Consider the following 18,738-nt stretch of genomic DNA (forward strand, 5'->3'; position numbering starts at 1 on the left):
AGCCATGCAATGGCCCCACGATACGCAAAGGCCGTTCGCTTTACAAATCAGGAGACTTGGTGGCACGTCGTACGAAGGAAGAAGCACTGGCAACGCGGAATCGATTGCTCGATGCCGCGGAGCTGTTGTTTCAGGCGCAAGGTGTTTCGCAGACCACGCTGCAGCAGATCGCGCAGCAGGCCGGCGCGACCCGGGGCGCCATCTATTGGCACTTCAAGGACAAGGCCGACCTGTTCAACGCCATGATGGAGCGCGTGATCCTGCCGCTGGAAACGCCGACCAGGAGCCGGCTCGCCGGCGGCAGCGACGATCCGCTGGCCGAGATCGAGGAGGGCATGATCCACGCGCTGACGCTCGTGGTCGTCGACCTGCAGGTGCGGCGCGTGTTCGACATCGCGACCCACAAGGTCGAATACACGCATGACATGGCCTCGGTGCAGCAGCGCCACCTCGACGCCCGCAACGCCTGCGTGGTCGATTTCGAAAAAGCCCTGCGACTGGCCGCGCGGCGTGCCCGCATCCGGCTGCCGGTGCCCGGAGCGATGGCCGCGCAGGGTATGCATGCGCTCATCGGCGGGCTGATCCAGAACTGGCTGCTCGACCCCACGGCCTTCGACCTCGTGCCGACCGGCCGGCGCACCTTCCGCGTCTACCTGGCCGGGCTCGGCTTCCCGCGCGCGCCGGCCGGCGCCGTCCCGACGGCACAGGACACGGAAACCGCCCCCGCCTGATAGGCCATAATGTGTGGCTCCGGTGCTTTCCGGAGCACCCCTCTCGCTGTATTTCAACGGATAGAATTCGGCCCTCCGAAGGCTGAGATCCAGGTTCGATTCCTGGCGGCGGGACCACCTTCAAGACCGGAAATTCCGCAAGGGCTTCCGGTTTTTTCACTTCTTCCCCGACCCGGCCCCGGCCTTGTGTGACAAGGTCGATCCGGAGATCCGCGCGACCGGGCCGTGACACGCCGTTGCACCCCGTCACCCGGTCGCACGCATGTAAAAATTCCCGCCTATGGAGCTCACCGAACTGGACGAAACCAGCCTCGCAGCACACGCCGCCGAATGGCGTCGGCGCGCGCTGCGCGGCGAGAAACAGGCCCGCGGCATCGCACATGCCCTGGAGGCCGAAATGCGGCGCCGCTTTGGCGATTCGATTCCCCCAAGCCAGAGTGCCGACCTGGACACCCGCCCCCTGGCCCTGCGCCAGCCGCCGCGTCCGTGGTGGAAGTTCTGGTGAGCCGGCCGCGCCCGCGCGGCCTGATCCGACACGTCGCGTAGCCGGTCGTCGGTTGCGGGCCCCCGCCGGCCCTGCCACCATGGCCGCATGGCATACCAACTTCATTACTGGCCCACGATCCAGGGCCGCGGCGAATTCGTGCGGCTCGCGCTCGAGGCCGCCGGCGCCGACTACGTCGATGTCGCGCGGCTGCCCGCGTCGCAAGGCGGTGGCGAGTCCGCGCTGGGCCAGCGGCTCGGCGACCCCGACAACCCGCGCGCCGCGTTCGCACCGCCGTTCCTCATCGACGGCGACATCGTGGTTGGCCAGACCGCTGCGATCCTGCTGTACCTCGGCCCCAAGCTGGGCTTGGCGGGCATCGGCGAATCCGACGGCCTGTGGACGCACCAGCTGCAGCTCACCATTGCCGACGCCGTGGCCGAGGCGCACGACACCCATCACCCGATCTCGACCGGCGACTATTACGAAGACCAGCGCGACGCCGCGGTGCAGCGTGCGCGGGCCTTCCGCGAGGCGCGCATCCCGAAATTCCTGAACTGGTTCGAGCAGGTGCTGCAGCGCAATCCTTCGGGCGACCTGCACCTGGTCGGCGACGTGCTCACTTATGCCGACCTGTCGCTGTTCCAGCTGGTGGACGGCCTGCAGTACGCCTTTCCGAAAGCCGCCGCGCGGGCGCTGGCCGACACGCCGTCGGTCGTGAAACTGCACGCCAACATCCGGCGGCGCCAGCGCGTGCACGACTACTTGCAGAGCCCGCGTCGCATCGCGTTCAACGAGGACGGGATCTTTCGGCGCTATGCCGAGCTGGATGGCTGAGGGCTAAGCGCCGTCGCTGCCGGCTTCGTTGCGAATGCGCAGCGCCAGCTCGTACAGCGTATTGCGCGGCGCGCCGCTGATCTCTGCAGTCAGCTTCACGGCCGTCTTCACCGGAAGTTCTGCCAGCAGCAGGCGCAGCACGCGTTCGCCTTCCGCGCCGCCGTCGCCGCTCACCGCCACGGGGTGCAGCACCAGCGCGAACTCGCCGCGCGTGCGGTCGCGGTCGGCGCTGAACCAGTCGGGCAGTGCGCTGGCGGCCACGGTGGCGATCTCTTCGAACTGCTTGGTGAGCTCGCGGCCCACGGTGATGCGGCGTTCGCCCAGCACAGCCAGTGCGCGGGCCAGGGTTTCGATGCGGTGCGGCGCTTCGAGCAGCACCACGGCGCGCGGCTCCTGCGCGAGCGCCTGCACGGCGGTGTCGCGCTCGCCGGCCTTGGTCGGCAGGAAGCCCGCGAACACGAAGGCGCTGCTGTTGTGCGCGTTGCTCTCGCCGCCGTCGGCCACCAGCCCCGCCGCGCTCACGAGCGTGACGACGCTGCTGGCGCCCGGCAATGGCAGCACGCGGTGGCCGGCCGCGCGCACGGCGGCGGCCAGGCGCGCGCCGGGGTCGCTCACGCCGGGCGTGCCGGCGTCGCTCACGTAGGCGATGCGCTCGCCCTGCGCGAGCCGCGCGACCACGGCCTGCGCAGCCTCGGCCTCGTTGTGCTGGTGCACCGCGAGCAACCGTGCGCCGGGGCGATCGATGCCGTAGGCACGCAGCAGCGTCTGTGTGTGGCGCGTGTCCTCGCAGGCGATCACGTCCACCAGCTGCAGCACATGCAGTGCGCGCAGCGTGATGTCGGCCAGGTTGCCGATCGGCGTGGCGACGACGTAGAGCGTGCCCTGCGGATAATGCTGCGCGCCCGCGGCGTCGTGCGCGGCCGGCAGGGCGGCGCCGAAGGAAGCAGGGGCGAGTGAAGCCAAGAGGTTTCTCCGTAGGGCAGCGAAAACAAAAAACAGGGCAGGGAGCCATGACGACAAGCACCACGACGACAAAGCATCGCGGCGATGCGGCGGAAGACGCCGCGCTCGACCACCTGCGCCAGGCCGGCCTCGTGCCGGTCGCGCGCAATTATCGAACGCCGGGGCGCGGCGGCGGCGAGGTCGACCTGATCATGCGCGATCCGCGCGACGGCACGCTGGTGTTCGTCGAGGTGCGCCAGCGCAGCGCCGGCTCGCACGGCGGCGCGGGCGGCAGCATCACGGCGGGAAAGCAGCGGCGCATCGTGCTGGCCGCGCGGCATTACCTAGGCCGGTTGCGGTCGCTGCCGCCGTGCCGTTTCGACGTGGTGCTGATCGAGGAGAAAATCACCTGGCTCCCAGGTGCCTTCGACGCGGGCTGATTTGCTCGGAAGCCTGTGGAGCAAGCGGCCCATTCCGTGCCAGGGCACCCGTGGAACCGGCTTTGCCGGGCCACCGGGTGCGCCCCCTTGAGGGGGGAGTCGAAGCGACACGAAGTGCGCGAAGATTCGGGGGTGGGCCATTTCAAAACGTCTTGTTTCACGACCCCCAGTTATCATCGCGCCCCATGCTCGAGCAACGGATTCAGCAGCACTTCATTGACAGTGCCGACCTCAAATACCAGACCGGCCCGGTCCTCAGCAAACCCATCTCTCAAGCGATGCAGGCGCTGCTGGCCTGCGTGACCAGCGGCGGCAAGGTGCTGGCCTGCGGGGCCGGCGTGTCGGGCTTGCTGGCCGCGCAGTTCGCCGCCAATTTCGTGGGCCGCTTCGAACGCGAGCGGCCCGAGCTGGGCGCCATCGCGCTGCCCGGCGACACCACCGACCCGGCCGCCGACAGCCCGCAGGCCGCCGATGCCGACCGCTTCGCGCGCCAGGTGCGCGCGCTGGGCCAGGCCGGCGACGTGCTGCTGGTGCTCAGCGCCAGCGGGCATTCGTCCGCGGTACTGGCCGCCGTGCTGTCCGCGCATGAGCGCGACATGACGGTGGTGGCGCTGCTGGGCAACGCCGCGACCGGCCTGGCGGCAGCCGCGCCAGGTGCCGCAGCCACGGGCGGCACCGGCGGCACCATCGGCCGCGCGCTGCGCGAGACCGACGTCCAGATCAGCGTGCCGCACGAGCGTGCGGCGCGCATTCACGAAATCCACCTGCTCGCGCTGCATTGCCTGTGCGACGGCGTGGATGCCCAGTTACTCGGAGAACAGGAAGTTTCCTCATGACCATGACGACCCTGACCAAGGCCTCGACCCAACGTTTCGCTCTGGCGCTCACCCTCGGCGCCGCTCTGGTGGCCGGCCTGTCCGCCTGCGTGCCGCTCGTCGTGGGCGGCGCGGCGATGGTGGGCGTGGGCATGGTGGCGACCGACCGCCGCAGCTCGGGCGCCCAGCTCGACGACCAGGGCATCGAGTTGCGTGCCGCGGCCCGCGTGCGCGACATCGCCAACGACAACATGTACGTGAGCGTCACCAGCTTCAACCGCCAGGTGCTGCTGACCGGCGCCGTCGGCAACGACGCCGACCGCCGCCGCGTCGAGGACGAGGTGAGCCGCGTCGTCAACGTGCGCTCGGTGGTCAACGAACTCTCCATCGGCGCCCCGAGCACCTTCCAGGACCGCTCGAACGACCTGTACATCACCGGCAAGGTGAAGGCCTCACTGCTCGACGCCAAGGACATCTTCGCCAACTCCTTCAAGGTCGTGACCGAGCGCAGCACGGTCTACCTGATGGGCATCGCCACCCGCCGCGAGACCGACCGTGCCACCGAGATCACGCGCGGCGTGACCGGTGTGGCGAAGGTCGTGCGCGTGGTCGAGGTGGTGAGCGAGGCCGACCTCGCGGCGAGCCAGGCGGCCAACCAGTCCGCTGCGCAGCGCGGCGGCACGGGCCCCGCACCGGTCAGCAACGCAACGCCGTCGGCACCGGCTGCGTCCTCGGGTTCGCGCGTGCCGCTGCCGCCGATGGAGCCGCTGCCCGCGCCGGCGGGCGGTGCGACCACCGCGCCGGTCCGCTGAAATACAAAAGCCCGCTTCCGCGGGCTTTTTTCATTTGAGTCGAATGATGAGACTCGAGGTGTCCCAGCGCCTGCCGCCGGCCTGCTGCACGTCGGCATAGAACTGGTCGACCAGGGCCGTCACCGGCACGCGCGCGCCGTTGCGCTTGGCTTCGTCGAGCACCAGGCCCAGGTCCTTGCGCATCCAGTCGACGGCAAAGCCGTAGTCGAACTTGCCGGCGATCATGGTCTTGCCGCGGTTGTCCATCTGCCAGCTCTGGGCCGCGCCCTTGCCGATGACGCCGAGCACGGCCTCCATGTCGAGGCCGGCGCGCTGGCCGAAGGCGATGGCTTCCGACAGGCCCTGCACCAGCCCCGCGATCGCGATCTGGTTGACCATCTTCGCGAGCTGGCCCGCGCCGCTCTCGCCCAGCAGCGTGACCGCGCGCGAGAAGGCCATCGCCACCGGCTTGATGCGTTCGAACACGGCCGCGTCGCCGCCGCACATCACGGTGAGCGCGCCGTTCTGCGCGCCCGCCTGGCCGCCCGACACGGGCGCGTCGATGAAGTGCAGGCCGCGCGCCAGCGCCGCCTTCGACAGCTCGCGCGCCACGTCGGCCGAGGCTGTGGTGTGGTCGACGAGCACGGCGCCGGGCTTCATGCCGGCCAAGGCGCCGTCGTCGCCGAGCACCACCGAGCGCAGGTCGTCGTCGTTGCCGACGCAGCAGAACACGATGTCCGCGCCGGCTGCCGCTTCGCGCGGGGTGGGGGCGTGGCGGCCGGGCGCGCCGAACTCGGCGACCCAGGCCTGCGACTTGGTGGGCGTGCGGTTGTAGACCGTGACCGTGTGGCCGGCCTTGGCCAGGTGCCCGGCCATGGGCCCGCCCATGACGCCGAGGCCGAGGAAGGCCACCGTCTGGGCGGGAACGGATTCGTAGGTGCGGGGGTTGATGCTGCTCATGGCCGACAGCTTAAAGCCAAAGAAAGAAAGCCGGCGCGCCCCGCGGTGCGCCGGCGGGCGGCTTCAGACGATCGCGAAGTGCTCGGTGCCGGCTGCCAGGTCGGTGCTGCGCGCGCGCTGGCTGTTCAGCTTGATCTGCAGGCGCAGGTCGTTGGCCGAATCGGCGTTGCGGATCGCTTCTTCGAAATTGATGGCGTTGCCCTCGAACAGATCGAACAGCGCCTGGTCGAAGGTCTGCATGCCCAGGTTGCGGCTCTTCTTCATGATTTCCTTGATCTCGCCCACCTCGCCCTTGAAGATCAGGTCGGAGATCAGCGGCGTGTTCAGCAGGATCTCGACCGCCGCCACGCGGCCCTGGCCGTCTTCGGTGGGCACCAGCCGTTGCGACACCAGCGAGCGCAGGTTCAGCGACAGGTCCATCAGCAGTTGCGCGCGGCGCTCTTCGGGGAAGAAGTTGATGATGCGGTCGAGCGCCTGGTTGGCGCTGTTGGCGTGCAGCGTGGCCATGCACAGGTGGCCGGTTTCGGCAAAGGCCACGGCGTGCTCCATGGTCTCGCGGTCGCGGATTTCGCCCATCAGGATCACGTCGGGTGCCTGGCGCAGCGTGTTCTTCAGTGCGGCTTCCCAGCTGTCGGTGTCGATGCCCACTTCGCGCTGCGTCACCACGCAGTTCTTGTGCGGGTGCACGAACTCGACCGGGTCTTCCACCGTGACGATGTGGCCGTAGGAGTTTTCGTTGCGCCAATCGACCATCGCGGCCAGCGTGGTCGACTTGCCCGAGCCCGTGGCACCCACCAGGATGGTGAGGCCGCGCTTGGTCATCGCCACGTCCTTGAGAACCTGCGGCATGCCCAGCCCGTCGATGGTCGGCAGCTTGGCGGGAATGGTCCGCAGCACCATACCGACCTTGCCCTGCTGCACGAACGCGTTCACGCGGAAGCGGCCGATGCCGGTCGGCGAGATCGCGAAGTTGCACTCCTTGGTGCGCTCGAACTCGGCCGTCTGGCGGTCGTTCATGATCGAGCGCGTGAGCGCCAGCGTGTGCTGCGCGCCCAGCGCCTGCTGCGACACCTTGGTGACCTTGCCGTCGACCTTGATGGCCGGCGGGAAGTCGGCGGTGATGAACAGGTCGCTGCCGTTGCGGCTCACCATGAGCTTGAGCAGGTCGTTGATGAACTGGCTGGCTTGATCGCGTTCCATGAGAGCGCTCCTTGATGTCTAGATTGAATCTGCCGGCGGCCGACCGCCGGGCCGCCCCAAGGCGGCCGCGCCTCCCCCATGGGGGGTGGAGTTACACGCAGCGCAGCGAAGTGAAAAGCCGGGGGGCCTCATGACTAGCCGGGGAAATTCTCGGGAATCTTGGCTTTACCGCGCGCTTCGGCGGCAGAGATCGTATTGCGGCGCACCAGCTCTGTCAGGTTCTGGTCGAGCGTCTGCATGCCCGAGCCCTGGCCGGTCTGGATGGTGGAGTACATCTGCGCGACCTTGGCCTCGCGGATCAGGTTGCGGATGGCCGGCGTGCCCAGCATGATCTCGTGCGCCGCCACGCGGCCCTGGCCGTCCTTGGTCTTGCACAGCGTCTGCGAGATCACGGCCTGGAGAGACTCCGACAGCATCGCGCGGATCATTTCTTTTTCTTCGCCCGGGAACACGTCGATGATCCGGTCGATGGTCTTGGCGGCCGACGAGGTGTGCAGCGTGCCGAACACCAGGTGGCCGGTTTCGGCGGCGGTCATCGCGAGGCGGATGGTTTCGAGGTCGCGCAGCTCGCCCACCAGAATGGCGTCCGGGTCTTCGCGCAGGGCGGAGCGCAGCGCGTTCGAGAACGACAGCGTCATCGGCCCCACTTCGCGCTGGTTGATCAGGCACTTCTTCGACTCGTGCACGAACTCGATCGGGTCTTCCACCGTGAGGATGTGACCGTACTCGTTTTCGTTGAGGTAGTTCACCATCGCGGCCAGCGTGGTCGACTTGCCCGAGCCCGTGGGGCCCGTCACCAGCACCAGCCCGCGCGGCTTGAGCGCGAGTTCGCCGAAAATCTTCGGGGCGTTGAGCTGCTCGAGCGTGAGGATCTTCGAAGGAATGGTCCGGAACACCGCAGCCGCGCCGCGCGCCTGGTTGAAGGCATTCACGCGAAAGCGCGCGAGGCCGTCGATCTCGAACGAGAAGTCGACCTCCAGGAACTCTTCGTAGTGCTTGCGGTGCGTGTCGCTCATGATGTCGTACACCATGGCGTGCACCGCCTTGTGGTCCAGTGCATCGACGTTGATGCGGCGCACGTCGCCGTTCACGCGGATCATCGGCGGCAGGCCGGCCGACAGGTGCAGGTCGGAGGCTTTGTTCTTGACGCTGAACGCCAGCAGTTGGGTGATGTCCACGGGGCTCCTCGGGCAGGCTTTGGTGACGTTTTGATACGAATTCGGAAGATTATGACGATGATTGGCGACGACCTCCAGCAAGTAAGAGCCCGGATCGACCAGGCCTGTGCAGACGCCGGGCGCGACCCGTCGGCGGTGCGCCTGCTGGCGGTGTCCAAGACTTTCGGGCCGGAGGCGGTGCGCGAGGCGCACGCGGCCGGCCAGGCGGCGTTCGGCGAGAACTACGTGCAGGAGGGTCTGGACAAGATCGCCGCGCTGGCCGATCTGCGCGCGGGGCTCGAATGGCACTGCATCGGCCCTCTGCAGAGCAACAAGACGCGGCCCGTGGCGGAGCAGTTCGACTGGGTTCACAGCATCGATCGCCTGAAGATCGCCGAGCGCCTGTCGGCCCAGCGGCCGGCCCATCTGCCGCCGCTGCAGGTGTGCCTGCAGGTCAACGTGGACGGCGGCGCGAACAAGTCCGGCGTGCCACCGGAAGAGGCTTTGGCGCTCGCGCGGGCTGTGGCGGCCTTGCCACAGCTGCGGCTGCGCGGGCTCATGGCGATCCCCGAACCGGCGGCGGATTTCGCGGCACAGCGCGAACTGTGCCTGCGCGCGCATGCGGTGTTCGAATCGATCCGCGCCGCGGGCATCGCGTTGGACACGCTGTCGCTGGGCATGAGCGGGGACCTCGAGGCGGCGGTCAGTGCCGGCAGCACGATGGTGCGGGTCGGTACGGCGATCTTCGGCGGGCGGGCGCGCAAGCCAGCCTAGGGTCTGTTCAAACCCCGAGCGGCAACCGCGCGCTGCTCTTCACCTCTTCCATCACCGCATACGTGCGCGTCTCGCGCACCCCGGGCAGTTGCCACAGCACGGTGCCGGCGAACTCGCGGTAGGCGGCCATGTCGGCCATGCGGGTCTTGAGGAGGTAGTCGAAGCCGCCGGCGACCATGTGGCATTCCATGATCTCGTCGCGCACCTGCACGGCGGCCTTGAACTGGTCGAACACGTTGGCGGTGGTGCGGTCGAGCAGCACCTCGACGAACACGGTGAAGCCGCGCCCCAGCTTGTAGGGGTCGAGGCGGGCCTCGTAGCCCAGGATGAAGCCGTCGCGCGTGAGGCGCTGCACGCGCGCCAGCACGGCGGTGGGGGAGAGCGCAACGGCCTCCGCCAGCTTGAGGTTGGTGATGCGGCCATCTTCCTGAAGGATCTTCAGCAGGCGCAGATCGATGCGGTCCAGATCAAGCATTCGAGAATTATCCGGCGCACACATCGATCCGCTGCGAGAAATTCGGCCTATTTGTTCAGGCCATAGGAGATAGAACCAAGGAAATGCCGTTCGACTACCCTTTTGTGGCGATTCAACCTACGGGAAGCCGTGGCTGCGCCGAAGTTCAGCGCAGCGTGGGCGCGCCGGGCGCGGCAGCCTGGCGGCCCGAGAGCTGGTCGACGAGCGCGCCGTAGGCCGGACCTTCGCGCAGCTTGGTGTAGGCGGCCTGGGCTTCGCGGTAGCCGGGGCGCGACATGTCAGCGCCGGCTTCGCCCGACTGCTGTGCGGCCAGGCCCGAGCGGATCCACAGTTGCGTGTCGGCGGCCACGGCGGCGCGGCTGTTGGCCGAGACCACGACGGGCTCCTGGCCCATGGTCTCGTTGTAGCCCTGCGTGGGCGCGGTCTTCAGCCACTGCTGGGCGTCGGCCGTCACGGCGGCGCGCGTCGTCGACGACGCGAAGGGCGCGGGACGCGGATCGCCTTCGGCGTAGTTGCCGGCAAAGCTCGGTGCCGCGGCGAGGCCGAGCAGGGCGGCGATGGCGGCGGTGTGCAGCAGGCGGGTGGTGGAAGACAGCGTCATGTTCGTTCACTCCTTGAGGGGGTTGCTTGGTTGGTGAGAACGACTGTACGAAGCGCATCCACGCGAGCGATAACGTCCGGATGACGGTTTTGTCATGTGCGTATCGATCTGCATCGGGCCGCGTCTTGCGGCAGCGCAAGGGGCCTTCCAACTTCTCTTGCATAACCGCCATCGCGGCATGCATAAGCCATGGCGCGCGGCCCGCAGTCGGCATATCGTTGCGCCCATCCATTCCAACCAAGGGATCTTTCATGAACGAGAAACTCTCCTTCGTCAATCCGACGGCCAACAGCCCCTGGGGCACCTACCTGTCGCAGGTCGATCGCGTCGTGCCGTACCTCGGCCCGCTGGCGCGCTGGGTCGAAACCCTCAAGCGCCCCAAGCGCGCACTGATCGTCGACGTGCCGATCGAGATGGACAACGGCACCATCGCCCACTTCGAGGGCTACCGCGTGCAGCACAACATGAGCCGCGGTCCGGGCAAGGGCGGCGTGCGCTTCCACCCCGACGTCACGCTCGAAGAAGTGATGGCGCTGTCGGCCTGGATGACCATCAAGACCGCGGCCGTCAACCTGCCGTACGGCGGTGCCAAGGGCGGCATCCGCGTCGACCCGAAGAAGCTGTCGCTGCAAGAGCTCGAGAAGGTCACGCGCCGCTACACCAGCGAGATCGGCATCATCATCGGCCCGCACACCGACATCCCCGCGCCCGACGTGAACACCAACGCGCAGATCATGGCGTGGATGATGGACACCTACTCGATGAACGTCGGCGGCACCGCCACCGGCGTGGTCACGGGCAAGCCCCTGCACCTGGGCGGTTCGCTGGGCCGCGTGAAGGCCACCGGCCGCGGCGTGTTCGTCACCGGCCGTGAAGCGGCCCGCCGCCTGGGCATGGACCTGCGTGGTGCGCGCATCGCGGTGCAGGGCTTCGGCAACGTGGGCTCGGTCGCGGCCGAACTGTTCGTGGAGGCCGGCGCCAAGATCGTCGCCGTGCAGGACCACACCGGCACCATCGTGAACACCAACGGCCTGGACCTGACGAAGCTCGTGCCCATCTCGCGCACCGACGGCGTGGTCGGCTTCAAGGCCGGCGGCGACATCGTGCCGAACGAAGACTTCTGGGACGTGGCCTGCGACATCCTGATCCCGGCCGCGCTCGAAGGCCAGGTCACGGCCGAGCGCGCCAAGAAGACCACCGCCAAGCTCGTGCTCGAAGGCGCCAACGGCCCGACGGTGCCCGAGGCCGACGACATCCTGGCCGAGCGCGGCGTGCTGGTCGTGCCCGACGTGATCTGCAACGCCGGCGGCGTGACGGTCTCGTATTTCGAATGGGTGCAGGACTTCTCGTCGTTCTTCTGGGACGAGGACGAGATCAACGTGCGCCTCGACCGCATCATGATGAACGCGCTCAACCAGATCTGGGACACGGCCGACAAGCACAAGATCCCGCTGCGCACGGCGACGTATGCGGTGGCCTGCGAGCGCATCCTGATGGCGCGCCAGGAACGCGGTCTCTACCCCTGACGCCCTGACGCGATCTCTGGGGCTTGCAGGGCCTTTTCGGGAACCCCCGGCGCGCCGGGGGCTCGAAGCGAAGCCGCCGGGTGGTTAGCATCCGGTGTCCTTCCCGACCTGCCATGCCCCCCACCTCTTCTGCTGCTTTCTTCTCTTCGCCGGCCCGTGTGCCGGCGTTTCTGTTCCCGAGCCTGCTGTCGGTGCTCGTGCTGGCCGGCTGCGGCACCCTGGGCACGCGCCAGGCCTACGAGCCTGAAGACTTCGACTCGACCACCACCCACACGCGCAACTACGCCGCCAGCGAGGCGCAGACCTGCGAGGCGGCGCGTCGCGCGTTGCTGAGCCAGGGCTACATGGTCACGGCCGCCAACGCCGACCTGGTGACCGCGCGCAAGAGCTTCCAGCCCGCGGCCGAGACGCACGTCGAGGTCGAGTTTCGCGTGGTCTGCGCACGCGAATTGGGTGCGGGCAGCGCCTCGGCCGGGCGCAGCACCGTGGCCTTCGCGACCGCGCTGCAAGACCGCTACGGTTTGAAGAAGGGCAGCAACTCGGCCAGCCTGGGTGTGGGCGCCATCGGCTCGCTCTCTCTGCCCTTCGGCGGCAGCAACGAGGCGATGGTCAAGGTGGCGAGCGAGACGCTGTCCGACGAACGTTTCTACGACCGCTTCTTCACGCTGGTCGAGCGCTTCCTGCAGGGCGGCGGCCCCGACATGCCGGCCGATGCGGCGCCAGCGGACGAGGCACCGAAGCCGACTGCGCGCCCCGCTGCAACGACCTTCCCCGTGTCGCCGTCGCCCAGCCGCGGTTGAGCGGCTGAATACGCGGCGCGCTCAGCGCACCAGCGTCGACTTGCCGAACAGGCTCTCGATCAGCTCCACCGCCACCTCGGCCGTCTGGTTGCGCACGTCGAGCGCGGGGTTGAGTTCCACCACGTCGACCGAGCCCAGCCGCCCCGTGTCGGCGATCATTTCCATGCACAGCTGCATCTCGCGGTAGGTCGGCCCGCCGCGCACGCCCGTGCCCACGCCGGGCGCATCGGCCGGGTCGAGGCAATCGAGGTCGAAGCTCACGTGCAGGTGGGTGTCTTCGTCCACGTCCTGCAGCGCCTCGGTCATGGTGGTGCGCATGCCGTGCTCGTCGATGTGGCGCATGTCGAACACATGCAGGCCGAGCGTGCGGATCGCCTTCTTCTCGTCGTCGTCCACGCTGCGGATGCCGATGAAGCGGATCGCGTCGGGTGCCAGCGCCGCGGGCTCGCCGCTCCAGCCCGTGAGGTCCGCGGGGCCGTGGCCCAGCAGGCACGACACGGGCATGCCGTGCAGGTTGCCGCTGGGGCTCGTGGTCTCGGTGTTGACGTCGGAATGCGCGTCGAGCCACAACACCCGCAGCTTCTTGCCGCGCTGGCGTGCGTGCCAGGCCACGGCGCTGATCGAGCCGATCGCCAGGCAGTGGTCGCCGCCCAGCATCACGGGCACGTGGCCGGCGCCCAGCGCGGTGTCGACGGCGGCGTACACCGAGCGATTCCACGCGATCACCTCGGTGAGGTGGCGCAGCCCGTTGGCGGGTGGCGCCCACGGCGTGGCCGGGCCCGCGAGGTTGCCACGGTCGAGCACCGTGAAGCCCTGGCCCGCCAGCGCCTCGGCCAGGCCCGCCACGCGCAACGCGTCGGGGCCCATGCCCGCGCCGCGCACGCTGGCGCCGATGTCGGTCGGCGCGCCGATCAGTTCGAGGGTGGTGGTGACGGTGACGGCGGTGCTGCTGTTCATGTCGGTCTCCCGATGTGGTGCCAGAGGTAGGCGTAGCCGAGCGCATCCATGAAGGCGGACGCCTTGTTGTCCGCGGCGGCGCTGTGGCCGCCTTCCATGTTTTCATAGAAGCTGCTGTCGTGCCCCAGCGCGAGCAGCTTCGCGTGCATCTTGCGCGCATGCACAGGCCCGACGCGGTCGTCGCGCGTCGAGGTGGTGAAGAGCGCCGGCGGGTAGGGCGTGCCGGCCTTCGCGTTCTCGTAGGGCGAGAAGGTCCGGATGAACTCCCACTCGTCGGGCTGTTCCGGGTCGCCGTACTCGGCAATCCATGAGGCGCCGGCCGACAGCTGCGTGTAGCGCTTCATGTCGAGCAGCGCCACCTCGCTCACGATGGCGCCGTACAGCTGCGGGTACAGCGTGAGCATGTTGCCCATCAGCAGGCCGCCGTTGCTGCCGCCCATGGCGCCCAGGTGCGCGGGCGAGGTGATGCCGCGCGCGAACAGGTCTTGCGACACGGCCGCGAAGTCTTCGCAGGTGCGCAGGCGGTTCTCCTGCAGCGCGGCCTGGTGCCAGCGCGGGCCGTACTCGCCGCCGCCGCGGATGTTGGCCACCACGTACACGCCGCCGCGTTCGAGCCAGGAACGGCCGATGCCGCCACTGTAGCTCGGCTCCAGCGAGATCTCGAAGCCGCCGTAGGCGTACTGCAGCGTCGGGTTCGTTCCGTCGGCTACGAGGTCTTTGGCGGCGATCTCGAAGTAGGGCACGCGCGTGCCGTCCGCCGAGGTCGCGAAATGCTGGCTCACGCGAAAGCGCGAGGCGTCGAAGAAGCCGGGGCTGTGCTTCAGCGGCTGCGGCTCGCCCTGGCCGAGGGTGCCGATGTACAGCGTGGTCGGCTGCAGGAAGCCGCTCACGGTCAGAAAGTAGTCGTCGTTCTCGGTCTCGTCGATGCCGCCGGCCGCCACGCACGAGAGCGCGGGCGCGCCGCCCAGGCTGTCGCGGGCCCAATCGCCCAGGCCGTCCGCCGGCGGTGTGAGCACTTCGAGCCGGTTCACCACGTCGTGCATCACGTTGAGGATGAGGTGGTGGCGCGTCCACGAGTAGTCGTCGAGCGCGGTGGTGTCGTCGGGCTCGAACAGCAGCGTGAGTTCGCGCGCGCCGGCCATGTAGTCGTCGAAGCGCGCGGCCAGCAGCGAGCCGGCGGTGTAGGTGCGGCCGGCCACGGTCCAGTCTTCGCGCGGCTCGATCAGCAGCCACTCGCGCGTGACGCCGGTGTTGGCGTCGTCGGGCACGTCGATCTTGGCCAGCGTGCCGTCGGGCGCGCGCAGCCAGGTCTCGCTGTCGTAGAAGTCGATCTGGCGCGAGACGAAGTCGCGCTCGAAGCCGGGCGTGTGGTCGCTCCAGGCGCTCACCGACATGTCTTCGTGCGCACCCTCGTACACGGTGACGGCCTCGGCCAGCGGCGTGCCGCGTCGCCATTGCTTCACCAGGCGCGGGTAGCTCGAACTGGTCATCGAGCCGGGGCCGAAATCGGTGCCCACGTAGAGGTGGTCGATGTCTTTCCAGGTGACGTGGTTCTTTGCCTCGGGCAGTGCGAAGCCGCCTTCGACGAAGCTCAGGTTCACCAGGTCGAACTCGCGCACCACGTCGGCATCGGCGCCGCCGCGCGACAGTGAAATGAGGCAGCGCTCGTAGGCAGGCTCCAGGCAGTCGGCGCCGTGCCAGACCCAGTTCTCGCCGTCTTCCGCGGCCAGCGCGTCGAGGTCGAGCACGGTTTCCCAGTCGGGCTCGGGCGTGCGGTATTCGGCGAGCGTGGTGCGGCGCCACAGGCCCTTGGGGTGCGCCTTGTCGCGCCAGAAGTTGTAGTACAGCGGACCGATCTTGCTGACCATCGGAATGCGCGCGTCCGAGTCGAGCACCTCAAGCAGGCCCTGCTCGATCGCCTGGAAGTCGGGCGACTGCGCATAGGTGTGAACGGTGCGTGCATTCTGCTGGCGAGCCCAGTCCAGAGCGGCTTCGCCGTCGATGTCTTCGAGCCAGAGGTTGTCGTCGTTGTCGTGCGCAGAGGTCATGCGGCACAGTGTACGAAGCCCCCGTGACCGCGGTGGCCTGTGCGCCGTTGTTGCGGCCTGCGAAGTGCGTTGATTTTTTCATTACAAGTGGACGCGCATTCCCTCGGAGCTTGGGACAAACCCCTGTCTCGCGGGCGCCTTCCCCCGGTGGAAACACTGAAGAAGCGAAGGCCCACGAACGCCATGCCCACGGTATCCTGCCGAACGGCGCTTGCCCCAACGAGGAGAACGACACATGAAACACCTGAGCGGTCTTGATGCCACCTTCCTTCACCTGGAAACCCCCGAGATGCCGATGCACGTGGGTTCGCTCAACGTGCTGGATCTGCCCAAGGGCTACAAGGGCGACTTCTACGAAGACGCCAAGGCGTTCATGGCCAGCCGCATCCACCTGGCCGACGTGTTCACGCGCAAGCTCGCGCTGATGCCTTTCGACATGTCCAACCCCGTGTGGGTGGACGACGACGACATCGACATCGACTACCACGTGCGCCACATCACGCTGCCCAAGCCCGGCACCAACCGCCAGCTGCAGCAGTACGTGGCGCGGCTGCATTCCACGCTCATCGACCGCAGCCGCCCGATGTGGGAGTTCTTCATCATCGACGGCCTGCAAAGCGGCCAGGTGGCGCTGTACACCAAGGTGCACCACGCGGGCATCGACGGACAGGCCGGCGTCGAAGTGGGCAAGGCCATCTTCGACCTCGAGGCCACGGGCCGCGTGGTCAAGCCGCCGCGTTCGCGTCCGCGCAGCAACGGCTACCAGCTGGGCATGGCCGAACTCGCCACCGCCGCGCTGCGCAACACGGCGCAGCAGTACGTCAAGCTCTTCAAGATGGCGCCGGCCATCGCGCGCGCCATCGGCGGCCTGGCCAAGCCCGACGAGAAGGCGGCCGACAAGGCAGCGGCCGCCGCACCGAAGAAGTTCAACCTCTTCGCGCCGCGCACCTCGCTCAATGTGTCGATCACCAACCAGCGCACCTTTGCGGGCCGCACCATCTCGCTGGCCGAGACCAAGTACATCGCCAAGCACTTCGGCGTGTCGCTCAACGACGTGGTGCTGGGCACCGTGGCCGGCGCGCTGCGCCACTACCTGGCCGACAACAACGAGCTGCCGGCCAAGCCGCTGGTGGCCGGCGTGCCCGTGAGCCTGCGCGAGGCCGGCGACCAGACGGCCAACAACCAGGCCAGCATGATCCTCGTGAGCCTGGCCACCGACATCACCGACCCGGTGCAGCGGCTGAAGGCGATCAACACCTCGTCGAACAGCTCCAAGTCGACGATGAACCGCTTCAAGGCCGTGATCCTGGACGACTTCCCGACCTTTGCCGCGCCCTGGCTGATGTCGGGCATTGCGTCGATGGTGGGCCGTTCGGGCATCGTCAACCTGCTGCCGCCGGCGGCCAACGTGGCCGTCTCGAACGTGGCGGGTGCGCCGTTCCCGATGTACTTCGCGGGCGCGCTGGTCACCTGCTACTACCCGGTGTCGATCGCCAGCCACGGCACCGCGCTCAACGTCACCGTGCAGAGCTACAACGGCCGCATGGACTACGGCCTCATCGCCTGCCGCCGCGCCGTGCCCGACATCACCGAGATCGGCGACTACCTGCTGGCCGAGCACAAGCTGCTGATGTCGCTCACCGAGAAGTACCCGGCCGCCGCCGGTGCGACGACGGCGCCCAAGCCCGTGGCCGCGCCTGCGCCGGAAGAGAAGGAAGAAGCCAAGGCTGCAGCACCCGCCCGCAAGCCGGCCGCGCGCAAGAAGGCGCCGGTGAAGGCTGTCGCAGCCAAGAAGAAGGCGCCCGCCAAGGCCATGCCGGTCAAGGCCGCGGCAGCGAAGAAAGCCCCCGCCAAGAAGGCCGCAGCGAAGAAGGCGGCGCCCCGGCCCGCGGCCCGCAAGGCCGCCGCATCGCCCCGCGCCGCTGCGGCATGATCGACAGGCGGGCCCGGCCTGGATAAAAAATTGGGGCAGTTGGACTAGTTTTCCGACCGTTCTAGTTTTCCAGGCCTAGGCCCTGCGGAAGATGATTGGCCCATCGCGATTCCCCGCGAGCCCATCAACTTCAAGGAAATCTCACATGTCCACGCAAACCAACATCGCTTCCGCCGCCATCCACGTCGTCGGCCAGTACAACGACGCCGGCAAGACCCTGGTCGGTGCCTACCGCACCGGCGTGCAGCGCCTGCTGGGCGGTGCCGCTTCGCGTTACAGCGAGTTCCTGGGCAATCGCCAGATTCCGCTGGTGAGCGAGCAGATCAAGGCCAACCTGATCGGCGCGCAAGAGAAGGTGCATGGTTTCCTGTCGAACCGCCTGGACATCGACACCAGCCGCATCGTGAACGCGATGGACCGCGTCGCTGCCGGCACCACCAGCGGCATCGAAACCGTCGCCAACCGCGTCGCCCAGATCGAATCGCCCGCCGCTACCACCGTGCTCAACGCCCTGTCGACCGTGAACCAGCCCTTCGCCACCGTGTCGGTGCAGATCGCTGACCGCATCGTCGCCGGCACCAAGCAGATCGAAGCCCGTGTGAGCGGCACCGAAGAAGCCGCCCCCGTGCGCACCGTGAAGGCCAAGGTCGCTGCGGCCAAGAAGCCGGTTCGCCGCGCTGCCCGCAAGGCGGCCTGATCCCGGGGCGCTGACCGCGCCCTTTTCATTTCTACCGCCCCTGGAGCACCACCGCATGGCGACCCGTCCCGATGACACTGCAAAGTTGAAGAAGAGGGCGGCGCCTGCCAAGAAGGCTCCGGCGGCGAAGAAGAAAGCCGCGCCCCGCAAGGCGGCGCCGGCTGCGAAAACATCGCCTGCAGACACTGCTGCTGCGGGCACCAACAAGGCCGAAGCGCTGCTGCGCGCCGGCCTCAAGGCGCTGGACAACGTGCGCAGCGATGTCGCCAAGCGCCAGGCCAACGTGATCGAAGGCCTGCTCGGCATCGGGCAGGGCAAGGCCGATGCGGCCGGTGCCAAGGCGGCGCTGACGCGCGGCTTCCCCAGCCTCGACACCTTCGGCATCCGCAAGTTCGAGGACGTGTTCGACCAGCGTGTCGCCACCGCCCTGCAACGCCTGGGCATGCCCAGCGCCGACGAGGTGCAGGCGCTGCGCGACGAGGTGGCGCAGTTGCGCGAACGCCTCGCGACACTCGAGAAACCGTCCAGTTCAGGCGGCTCCGGCGGCAAGCGCTGAGCGGCACACAACGC

The 18,738-nt window shown here is 68.3% G+C and carries 20 protein-coding genes and 1 tRNA gene; 13 read left to right on the forward strand and 8 right to left on the reverse strand.

From position 1 onward, the window contains the following. Positions 1 to 56: 56 nt before the first annotated feature. The 4 genes from GFK26_RS09985 to GFK26_RS10000 all read left to right on the forward strand — a co-directional run bounded on the left by GFK26_RS09985 (position 57) and on the right by GFK26_RS10000 (position 2,052). Positions 57 to 731 carry a TetR family transcriptional regulator gene (locus tag GFK26_RS09985; protein WP_153281835.1) on the forward strand — a complete coding sequence of 225 codons (675 nt, stop codon included), beginning with the start codon at positions 57 to 59 and terminating at the stop codon, positions 729 to 731. Positions 732 to 773: 42 nt separating this feature from the next. Continuing rightward, positions 774 to 848 (forward strand) — tRNA-Arg (locus tag GFK26_RS09990). Between the two features lie 163 nt (positions 849 to 1,011). Then, positions 1,012 to 1,236 carry a hypothetical protein gene (locus GFK26_RS09995; RefSeq protein ID WP_153281836.1) on the forward strand — a complete coding sequence of 75 codons (225 nt, stop codon included), beginning with the start codon at positions 1,012 to 1,014 and terminating at the stop codon, positions 1,234 to 1,236. A gap of 87 nt (positions 1,237 to 1,323) precedes the next feature. After that, positions 1,324 to 2,052, forward strand: a complete 729-nt coding sequence (locus tag GFK26_RS10000) for a glutathione S-transferase (protein ID WP_153281837.1) — start codon at positions 1,324 to 1,326, stop codon at positions 2,050 to 2,052. Positions 2,053 to 2,055: 3 nt separating this feature from the next. On the opposite strand, the gene rsmI is transcribed toward GFK26_RS10000, so the two are convergent. Continuing rightward, positions 2,056 to 3,015, reverse strand: a complete 960-nt coding sequence (gene rsmI, locus GFK26_RS10005) for a 16S rRNA (cytidine(1402)-2'-O)-methyltransferase (protein WP_153281838.1) — start codon at positions 3,013 to 3,015, stop codon at positions 2,056 to 2,058. A 47-nt stretch (positions 3,016 to 3,062) separates the two neighbouring features. Here rsmI and GFK26_RS10010 point away from each other — a divergent pair, with 47 nt between their 5' ends. From GFK26_RS10010 to GFK26_RS10020, 3 genes are all read left to right on the forward strand, one after another. Continuing rightward, a complete protein-coding gene (locus GFK26_RS10010) occupies positions 3,063 to 3,434 on the forward strand; it encodes a YraN family protein (protein ID WP_153281839.1) in 372 nt (123 codons plus the stop codon). A gap of 185 nt (positions 3,435 to 3,619) precedes the next feature. Next, positions 3,620 to 4,270 (forward strand): SIS domain-containing protein, encoded by a 651-nt coding sequence (locus GFK26_RS10015; protein ID WP_153281840.1) that lies wholly within the window; start codon positions 3,620 to 3,622, stop codon positions 4,268 to 4,270. Continuing rightward, positions 4,267 to 5,061, forward strand: coding sequence for a BON domain-containing protein (locus GFK26_RS10020; RefSeq protein ID WP_153281841.1), 795 nt, complete (start codon positions 4,267 to 4,269; stop codon positions 5,059 to 5,061). The genes GFK26_RS10015 and GFK26_RS10020 overlap by 4 nt, the downstream gene beginning before the upstream one ends. Before the next feature lie 30 nt (positions 5,062 to 5,091). Here GFK26_RS10020 and GFK26_RS10025 read toward each other — a convergent pair whose 3' ends face one another. The 3 genes from GFK26_RS10025 to GFK26_RS10035 form a co-directional block, all read right to left on the reverse strand. Continuing rightward, positions 5,092 to 6,000 carry an NAD(P)-dependent oxidoreductase gene (locus GFK26_RS10025; RefSeq protein WP_153281842.1) on the reverse strand — a complete coding sequence of 303 codons (909 nt, stop codon included), beginning with the start codon at positions 5,998 to 6,000 and terminating at the stop codon, positions 5,092 to 5,094. A gap of 63 nt (positions 6,001 to 6,063) precedes the next feature. Beyond that, the gene (locus tag GFK26_RS10030) at positions 6,064 to 7,200 is read right to left on the reverse strand and encodes a PilT/PilU family type 4a pilus ATPase (protein WP_101493812.1); all 1,137 of its coding nucleotides are present in this window, start codon (positions 7,198 to 7,200) and stop codon (positions 6,064 to 6,066) included. A gap of 134 nt (positions 7,201 to 7,334) precedes the next feature. Next, the gene (locus GFK26_RS10035) at positions 7,335 to 8,378 is read right to left on the reverse strand and encodes a type IV pilus twitching motility protein PilT (protein WP_056576373.1); all 1,044 of its coding nucleotides are present in this window, start codon (positions 8,376 to 8,378) and stop codon (positions 7,335 to 7,337) included. Positions 8,379 to 8,429: 51 nt separating this feature from the next. Here GFK26_RS10035 and GFK26_RS10040 point away from each other — a divergent pair, with 51 nt between their 5' ends. Further along, entirely contained in the window at positions 8,430 to 9,131 is a 702-nt protein-coding gene (locus GFK26_RS10040; RefSeq protein ID WP_153281843.1) for a YggS family pyridoxal phosphate-dependent enzyme, read from the forward strand. Between the two features lie 7 nt (positions 9,132 to 9,138). Here the strand turns inward: GFK26_RS10040 and GFK26_RS10045 are convergent, their stop codons facing one another. Both GFK26_RS10045 and GFK26_RS10050 read right to left on the reverse strand, forming a co-directional pair. Further along, positions 9,139 to 9,606, reverse strand: a complete 468-nt coding sequence (locus GFK26_RS10045; RefSeq protein ID WP_062478450.1) for an Lrp/AsnC ligand binding domain-containing protein — start codon at positions 9,604 to 9,606, stop codon at positions 9,139 to 9,141. A 145-nt stretch (positions 9,607 to 9,751) separates the two neighbouring features. Continuing rightward, a complete protein-coding gene (locus GFK26_RS10050; RefSeq protein ID WP_153281844.1) occupies positions 9,752 to 10,207 on the reverse strand; it encodes a hypothetical protein in 456 nt (151 codons plus the stop codon). A 251-nt stretch (positions 10,208 to 10,458) separates the two neighbouring features. Between GFK26_RS10050 and GFK26_RS10055 the strand changes: the two genes are divergently transcribed. Then, positions 10,459 to 11,733, forward strand: coding sequence for a Glu/Leu/Phe/Val family dehydrogenase (locus GFK26_RS10055; RefSeq protein WP_153281845.1), 1,275 nt, complete (start codon positions 10,459 to 10,461; stop codon positions 11,731 to 11,733). 113 nt (positions 11,734 to 11,846) lie between these two features. Then, positions 11,847 to 12,533, forward strand: a complete 687-nt coding sequence (locus GFK26_RS10060) for a DUF2242 domain-containing protein (protein WP_153281846.1) — start codon at positions 11,847 to 11,849, stop codon at positions 12,531 to 12,533. Positions 12,534 to 12,554: 21 nt separating this feature from the next. Here the strand turns inward: GFK26_RS10060 and rocF are convergent, their stop codons facing one another. Together rocF and GFK26_RS10070 are read right to left on the reverse strand one after the other, a co-directional pair. Then, the gene (rocF, locus tag GFK26_RS10065; RefSeq protein WP_153281847.1) at positions 12,555 to 13,490 is read right to left on the reverse strand and encodes an arginase; all 936 of its coding nucleotides are present in this window, start codon (positions 13,488 to 13,490) and stop codon (positions 12,555 to 12,557) included. Continuing rightward, entirely contained in the window at positions 13,487 to 15,538 is a 2,052-nt protein-coding gene (locus GFK26_RS10070) for a prolyl oligopeptidase family serine peptidase (RefSeq protein ID WP_153281848.1), read from the reverse strand. Before GFK26_RS10070 ends, rocF begins: the two co-directional genes overlap by 4 nt. Before the next feature lie 235 nt (positions 15,539 to 15,773). Here GFK26_RS10070 and GFK26_RS10075 point away from each other — a divergent pair, with 235 nt between their 5' ends. The 3 genes from GFK26_RS10075 (at position 15,774) to GFK26_RS10085 (ending at position 18,724) form a co-directional block, all read left to right on the forward strand. Next, positions 15,774 to 17,471 carry a WS/DGAT/MGAT family O-acyltransferase gene (locus GFK26_RS10075; RefSeq protein ID WP_153281849.1) on the forward strand — a complete coding sequence of 566 codons (1,698 nt, stop codon included), beginning with the start codon at positions 15,774 to 15,776 and terminating at the stop codon, positions 17,469 to 17,471. A 145-nt stretch (positions 17,472 to 17,616) separates the two neighbouring features. Next, positions 17,617 to 18,168 (forward strand): hypothetical protein, encoded by a 552-nt coding sequence (locus GFK26_RS10080; RefSeq protein WP_153281850.1) that lies wholly within the window; start codon positions 17,617 to 17,619, stop codon positions 18,166 to 18,168. A gap of 55 nt (positions 18,169 to 18,223) precedes the next feature. Further along, the gene (locus GFK26_RS10085) at positions 18,224 to 18,724 is read left to right on the forward strand and encodes a phasin family protein (RefSeq protein ID WP_153281851.1); all 501 of its coding nucleotides are present in this window, start codon (positions 18,224 to 18,226) and stop codon (positions 18,722 to 18,724) included. The last annotated feature ends 14 nt before the right edge of the window (positions 18,725 to 18,738 follow it).

It is taken from the genome of Variovorax paradoxus (assembly GCF_009498455.1).
GTDB classification, from domain to species: Bacteria; Pseudomonadota; Gammaproteobacteria; order Burkholderiales; family Burkholderiaceae_C; genus Variovorax; species Variovorax paradoxus_H.

What these genes read in the sequence shown, in the direction of transcription:
- GFK26_RS09995 (WP_153281836.1), top strand. Translation starts at nt 1,012, where the DNA reads ATGGAGCTCACCGAACTGGACGAAACCAGCCTCGCAGCACACGCCGCC.
- GFK26_RS10000 (WP_153281837.1), top strand. Translation starts at nt 1,324, where the DNA reads ATGGCATACCAACTTCATTACTGGCCCACGATCCAGGGCCGCGGCGAA.
- GFK26_RS10010 (WP_153281839.1), top strand. Translation starts at nt 3,063, where the DNA reads ATGACGACAAGCACCACGACGACAAAGCATCGCGGCGATGCGGCGGAA.
- GFK26_RS10015 (WP_153281840.1), top strand. Translation starts at nt 3,620, where the DNA reads ATGCTCGAGCAACGGATTCAGCAGCACTTCATTGACAGTGCCGACCTC.
- GFK26_RS10020 (WP_153281841.1), top strand. Translation starts at nt 4,267, where the DNA reads ATGACCATGACGACCCTGACCAAGGCCTCGACCCAACGTTTCGCTCTG.
- GFK26_RS10025 (WP_153281842.1), bottom strand. Translation starts at nt 6,000, where the DNA reads ATGAGCAGCATCAACCCCCGCACCTACGAATCCGTTCCCGCCCAGACG.
- GFK26_RS10030 (WP_101493812.1), bottom strand. Translation starts at nt 7,200, where the DNA reads ATGGAACGCGATCAAGCCAGCCAGTTCATCAACGACCTGCTCAAGCTC.
- GFK26_RS10040 (WP_153281843.1), top strand. Translation starts at nt 8,430, where the DNA reads ATGACGATGATTGGCGACGACCTCCAGCAAGTAAGAGCCCGGATCGAC.
- GFK26_RS10045 (WP_062478450.1), bottom strand. Translation starts at nt 9,606, where the DNA reads ATGCTTGATCTGGACCGCATCGATCTGCGCCTGCTGAAGATCCTTCAG.
- GFK26_RS10050 (WP_153281844.1), bottom strand. Translation starts at nt 10,207, where the DNA reads ATGACGCTGTCTTCCACCACCCGCCTGCTGCACACCGCCGCCATCGCC.
- GFK26_RS10055 (WP_153281845.1), top strand. Translation starts at nt 10,459, where the DNA reads ATGAACGAGAAACTCTCCTTCGTCAATCCGACGGCCAACAGCCCCTGG.
- GFK26_RS10060 (WP_153281846.1), top strand. Translation starts at nt 11,847, where the DNA reads ATGCCCCCCACCTCTTCTGCTGCTTTCTTCTCTTCGCCGGCCCGTGTG.
- rocF (WP_153281847.1), bottom strand. Translation starts at nt 13,490, where the DNA reads ATGAACAGCAGCACCGCCGTCACCGTCACCACCACCCTCGAACTGATC.
- GFK26_RS10070 (WP_153281848.1), bottom strand. Translation starts at nt 15,538, where the DNA reads ATGACCTCTGCGCACGACAACGACGACAACCTCTGGCTCGAAGACATC.
- GFK26_RS10075 (WP_153281849.1), top strand. Translation starts at nt 15,774, where the DNA reads ATGAAACACCTGAGCGGTCTTGATGCCACCTTCCTTCACCTGGAAACC.
- GFK26_RS10080 (WP_153281850.1), top strand. Translation starts at nt 17,617, where the DNA reads ATGTCCACGCAAACCAACATCGCTTCCGCCGCCATCCACGTCGTCGGC.
- GFK26_RS10085 (WP_153281851.1), top strand. Translation starts at nt 18,224, where the DNA reads ATGGCGACCCGTCCCGATGACACTGCAAAGTTGAAGAAGAGGGCGGCG.